The organism is Actinomyces johnsonii (assembly GCF_006546835.1).
In the GTDB taxonomy this organism is placed as follows: domain Bacteria; phylum Actinomycetota; class Actinomycetes; order Actinomycetales; family Actinomycetaceae; genus Actinomyces; species Actinomyces johnsonii.
The window spans coordinates 1-608 of the sequence record NZ_VICB01000037.1 but is presented as its reverse complement, the minus strand read 5'-3'; the positions used below and the strand labels follow the sequence as shown (position 1 = coordinate 608).

Annotated in this window: 1 protein-coding gene; it reads right to left on the bottom strand. The window is 68.8% G+C overall.

Annotation, left to right across the window (positions count from 1 at the left end; translation table 11 throughout):
• The coding region (locus FK256_RS14175) for an ABC transporter ATP-binding protein (RefSeq protein ID WP_141425201.1) at positions 1 to 608 on the bottom strand (608 nt) is incomplete at both ends.

Here is a 608-nt window from a genome sequence, read left to right as displayed (position 1 = left end):
ACGGCCTCGTCGCCGATGATGCGTCCGTCGCGTAGGCGGATGATGCGGTTGGTGGTGGCTGCGGCCTGTTCGTCGTGGGTGACCATGACGACGGTCTGGCCCAGGGTTTCGCACATGCGGGCGAGGGTCTGAAGCAGGTTGGCGGCTGAGGCGGTGTCCAGGGCACCGGTGGGCTCGTCGGCGAAGATGACCTTGGGGCGTCCCACGAGGGCGCGGGCCACGGCCACGCGCTGCTGCTGGCCCCCGGAGAGCTCGTTGGGGCGGTGGGTGAGGCGCTCGCTCAGGCCCAGGACCGAGATGACGGCGTCGTACCAGTCCTGGTCCGGCTTGCGGCGGGCCAGGCGCTGGGGCAGGAGGATGTTCTCCTCGGCGGTCAGGGTGGGCAGCAGGTTGAAGGACTGGAAGATGAAGCCGAGCTGGTCGCGGCGCACGGTGGTGAGCTGCTTGTCCTTCATGCCCGACAGGTCCTGTCCGGCGATGAAGACGCTCCCGGAGGCGGGGGTGTCCAGGCCGGCCATGCAGTGCAGAAGCGTGGACTTACCCGAGCCCGAAGGCCCCATGATGGCCACGAACTCCCCTTCGGTGATGGTGAGGCTGACCGTGTCCAG